This is a genomic window from Candidatus Chloroploca mongolica, from assembly GCF_004762035.2.
Taxonomy (GTDB): Bacteria; Chloroflexota; Chloroflexia; order Chloroflexales; family Chloroflexaceae; genus Chloroploca; species Chloroploca mongolica.
The window spans coordinates 1-4,798 of sequence record NZ_SIJK02000128.1 but is presented as its reverse complement, the minus strand read 5'-3'; the positions used below and the strand labels follow the sequence as shown (position 1 = coordinate 4,798).

The following is a 4,798-nucleotide window of genomic DNA, read 5'->3' as shown; positions in this document are numbered from 1 at the left end:
GCGCGGCGAGGTTGTTGAGGCTTTGGGCGGTGTCAGGATGGTCAGCCCCGAGCGCGTGCTCCCGGATCGCCAGGGCGTGTTCGTAGAGCGGGCGGGCTGCCGCGTAGTTGCCCTGCGTGTGGTACAGCGCGGCGAGGTTGTTGAGGTACGTTGCGTAGTTGCCCTCATCCGTCTCTGGCGTGAGCGAGAGCGCTTCTTGGTAGCAAGCCAGAGCTGCTGGGTAGTTGCCGACAGCGTGATGAATGTTGCCAAGCAGACTCATGGATGCGCCCTGTCCCCTGAGGCTATGTATGATCTGAAAAGTAGCATACGCTTCCGTGGTGTCCTGCTCCGCCACGGTGTACTCGGCACGTTCGTAGCGCACCAAGCCTAGATAGTAGCGCACCTGGGCAATCTCGGCCTGTCGGCTGGGCATCGTGCGGAAGATCGCCAACGCCTGTTTCAGCCCCTCCAGCACTGCGTTCCAGTATCCTTGCGCAATCAAAGCAGGCACGATGGTGTTGAGGCAGGAAGCGAGGACATCAGGGTCGTGCATAGCTGCTTGCCATGTCTCGATCATCTGCGCCCAATTGTCGGCGTGGGTGCGCCAGACTGTGAACGCTTCACCATATGTTGGATTCAGGAGGTCGTGGTGCCAGCGGCGCAGGCGCTGTTGGGCTTCCTTGACTGCCCGACGATCATAGCTCTCCGCCCAATCCCAGAGTACCTGGTGCATTCGCAAGCGCCCCGCTCCGTCCCCATCAATGAGGCTCCGCTGGATCAGGAGGCGCAGCACAGCTGCTAATTCACCTTCATCGCACTCAACGACCACACTGGCGGTCGCTACATCAAAGCTCACCGGATTAGGTGGGAAGCCTGCCAGCGCCACAAAGACGCGCTGCGCAAGTCGGGGCAAGGTCTCGTAGCTCAGCCCAATGATGGCGTTGGGGCTAAGTGGCAGGATTGGTTGCCGCTCGCGTTGCCAGAGGCGAGCCAACCAGCCCCGCTTTGTGGTGCGTGCCTCTGCCGTATCCAACGTCGCTACTGGAAGGTTGAGCCGTGTGGATGCTGCGCGGAGGGCTACGAGTGCCTGGGTGAACCACTCGGCCTGCTCGCCACGCTGCGTACGCACATAGCTGCCCATCACCGTTAGCAGAAGAGGGAGGCCGCCGACGAGTTGCGCGAGGATCGCCAACTCAGCCTCATATCCCGTCGGTGGAAGCCCTGCGGTTGTGCGCAGCAGGGTAACCGCAGAGGAAAGTTCGAGTACAGGGATCGCGATGAGCGCATCGGGGGCAAGGTACGCCCCGAGGCTGAGCAATGCATCACGTTGGCGCGTGGTAATCAGTAACTGCACATGATCTGGCAAGGTAAAGAAGGAGCGGAGGTGGTCAATGTGCCACACATCATCAACGACCACCAACCACGGGCGAGGATCATGGCGGATGAGCCGGGTGATCTGAGCAAGATTCTCGGTCATGCTGAACTTCGGGTGATCTTCCAGGCCCAGATCCGCAATCCAGGTGCGTAGTGCCAGATCGAGTTGTGCGATGATGCCCAGGTGGGCGACGAGGATGCCGCCACTGAAATAAGCGCGGATGGCCGGGTCAGCGACAAGCTCCATTGCGAGTCGTGATTTGCCCACCCCAGGCTTGCCATGGAGCGCCAATCGTTGGGTCGTCCCATCGCACAGCCGCGCTCGGATCGCATCGAGCTGCGGTGCATGCCCAATGAAAGGATTTGCTGGGCGCACAAACGAGGGCGGAATGCTGGATCTGGGCAGGGACGAAGCAGGCGTCGGCGGGAGTTGGATGGTGCTTCCTGGGGCATAGATGCTGCCCGGCCCCAGCGTGGGCTTATGGACATCACGCCCAGCGACATCGCCCATCGTCACATCACGGAACTTGTTGCCGCTGCCAAAGTCCACGAGCGCCTGCCGTTGTGCATCACGCAGGGCGGTCAGCGCCGCGAGCACTTCGGCGAAGCGAGCCTCGCTGCGGGCGGTGATGGCATCGATCACCCGGTCAGCCTCGGCGATCACGACCGGCCCCAACGCGCCGCCGCTCACGTGCAGGCGCTCCATGTCGGCACTGACACGGGTAAGCAGATCGTACTGGGCGCGCAGCAGATCGCTCTGCGCCCCTTGTTCCTCAGCGATGGCCGCAAGCGCTTGGGGCAGCGCGTCGAGGGTACGGAGCAGCCGCGCCAGTTCGGTGGCGAGCGCTTGGTCACTGACCGCCGCCGCATCGAGGCGCTGGCCCAGAGCGGCGACCCACGCCGGATCAGGTTCATCCTCCGCGAGCGCGGCCTGCACGCCGTCAGCGGCCAGATTGCCCACCCAACCCGCCAGCGCGTTCATGCCCATCCCGGTGAGCCAGGCGGCTACCGGCGCAGTCGCGAGCGTCCCGACGCCCAGCCCCGCCAGCAGCGGAGCCAGCCCTGCCGCGCCGAGCAGGCCCAGCGTGGCCGCGCCGCCCGCCCCGGCGAGCAGCGCAGGCCAGCGGGTGCGGCGCAGCCCGGCGCGGGCCTGCGTGGTCAACGGATCGTCAGCGGGCGGCGTTGGTGGCATTGACGGTGCCCTTGTTAGCTTGGTGTGCGTTGCCTGCTCGTAGTATACTCGATTTCAGGCACGAATCTGAACGGCTTGGCAGGGGCGTTCTGGAACGCCGCGACGGGGGTTCGTTGCGCTCATGCTCCGCCCCATCGTTTGACGCCGCGACGCCAAGATCGCACGGCCAGGGCGTGCGGCACGACCCTCGTGCGGAGGCGTCCAGCGCATCCTGATGCGTTCGGCGCTTTCCGCTTTCCGCTTACCTCGTCTTGGCATCAACCCAGCCGCGAGGCTTATGCGGCGAGCACCGTGATCCCCCTGGACGGCGCGGCGGGCGCGGTGCGCAGGTCGTCCAGCAGGCCGTCCAGCAGGGCGACCAGGCGGGCGGGCGGGACGCGGGCTGCGAGGCTGTCCAGGAGGGCCTGGGTTGCCTCGCGGTCGTTGCGCCGCATGGCGGCGGCGAGGGCGGTGAGCATCGCGTCGGTGGTCATCGTAGGGGCCTCCTTTGCATCTAGCAGAGTAGGTACTACCTTCTAGACCGTCTGCGCCGCGCAAAAGATACGCTCCCGTGGCAAGATCGCCGTAGATGCGGCGCAGGGCCGGGCAACAATGATCATCACGGCGACGCGATCAACGCCAGCACCCGCTCGATCAGCGCCGCGTCCTGGTCGTCGAGGCCCACCACGAGCGCCGCGCGATCCCGTTCACCGGCCCAGATGCGCTCGGCTGGCCCGCGCAGCATCCAGCCCTGCTGCTCTGATTGCACCAATGCTGCCGTGACTTCCTCCCGTGGCCCCTCGTCGCCGTTCGCAACGGCGGCAATGGCGGCGAGCAAGGGGGCGAAGCGTTCGAGGGGGTCTTGTTGCTGGGACGCACGCACCGCATGCGCTTGGAGCGCACTGAGGTCAACCATCACCTGTTGGCGCTCCGCTTCAGGTAGCGCTGCCAGGGCCGCCTCGAAAGCGTCGTTGTCTTGCTGCGCTAGGGCACTCCGCACCGCTGGTGGTAATCCCGCGACAAGCTCATCAGGACTACGGCGGGTCAAGGCATCCATCACCTGCTCGGCTTCGGTACGGAGCCATGCTTCGACGCGGGTGCGCTCGTCAGGCTCCAACGCTTCCAGCGCCGTCTGGATAGCCTGCGGGTTGCCCGTCGCCAAGGCATCGCGGATTGAGGAAGGTACTGCTGGCTCAGGATGGTTGAGCAAAACGAGAATCCGCCGCACGAGCATGGCTGAGTTCGCATCGATCCCCTCGGTCAACCGTGCCTCATCGCGCTCACCGACCCAGATGCGTTGCACGGCGCTCGTGAGTTGCCACCCTTGTGCTTCACGCTGAGGGAGCACTGCCTCGATCTCGGCCCGTGGCCCCTCGTCGCCGTTCGCCACCGCAGCAATCGCCTGCAGCAGCGGCTCGAACTCGCGCAGCACCGCACCCATATCCGGGCCACCACCAATAATCCCGGCTTCCTGAAGCTGCGCAAGCACGGCATGACGTTGATCTTCTGGCAGGGCTTCCAGGGCCGCCTGAAGGGCCACGGCATTGCCCTCACGGAGCGCGGTGCGTAGCGCTTCCGGCAGGCTGGTGAGCAGTGCTTGACGGCGTTCGATCAGCGCTAGCACCCGGTCAATCAGCGCGGTGTCTTGATCAGCGAGGCCCGCCACGAGCGCCGCGCGATCCCGCTCACCGGCCCAGATGCGCTCGATGGGTTCGCGCAGCCTCCAGCCCTGCTGCTCAAGGTCGGCCAGGGCCTCAGTGACTTCCTGCCGTGGCGCATTGTCGCCAGTGGCAACGGCCGCGATAGCGACGAGGAGTGGGGCAAGGGCTTCGCGGGGATCGCTCGGTTGCGGCGTTGCGAGGCGACCACGTTGTTGCTGAATAACGGCAAGACTCTGGCGTGAACCCTGCGTATTGGGGTGATCAGGGCCAAGACGGGTCTCACGAATCTGAAGCGCCCGGTGCATCAACCGTTCAGAAGTTGCCAGATCGCCCTGATAGCAATAATTGATCGCGAGATCGTTGAGGCTTCTAGCGGTAGCGGGATGCTCGGGGCCGAGCACGCGCTCGCGGATGTCCAGGGCGCGTTCATAGAGCGGACGGGCCGCGTCGTAGTTTCCTTGGGCACCATACAGGCCCGCGAGATTGTTGAGGCTGGTGGCGGTATCGGGATGCTCGGGGCCGAGCACGCGCTCGCGGATGGCCAGGGCGCGTTCGTAGAGGGGGCGGGCCGCGTCGTAGTTCCCTTGGGCACGCAACAATTCTGCGAGAT

The 4,798-nt window shown here is 65.1% G+C and carries 3 protein-coding genes; all 3 read right to left on the bottom strand.

The window, feature by feature from the left end; all coding sequences use genetic code 11:
* A partial coding sequence (locus EYB53_RS24975; protein ID WP_135482280.1) for a tetratricopeptide repeat protein occupies nucleotides 1-2,548 on the bottom strand: 2,548 nt, incomplete at its 3' end.
* Nucleotides 2,549-2,823: 275 nt separating this feature from the next.
* Complete coding sequence (locus tag EYB53_RS24970) at nucleotides 2,824-3,021, bottom strand: hypothetical protein (RefSeq protein WP_135482278.1); 198 nt, start codon at nucleotides 3,019-3,021, stop codon at nucleotides 2,824-2,826.
* Between the two features lie 125 nt (nucleotides 3,022-3,146).
* Nucleotides 3,147-4,798, bottom strand: a 1,652-nt coding sequence (locus EYB53_RS24965) for a tetratricopeptide repeat protein (protein WP_135482275.1), incomplete at its 5' end; no start/stop codon positions are given.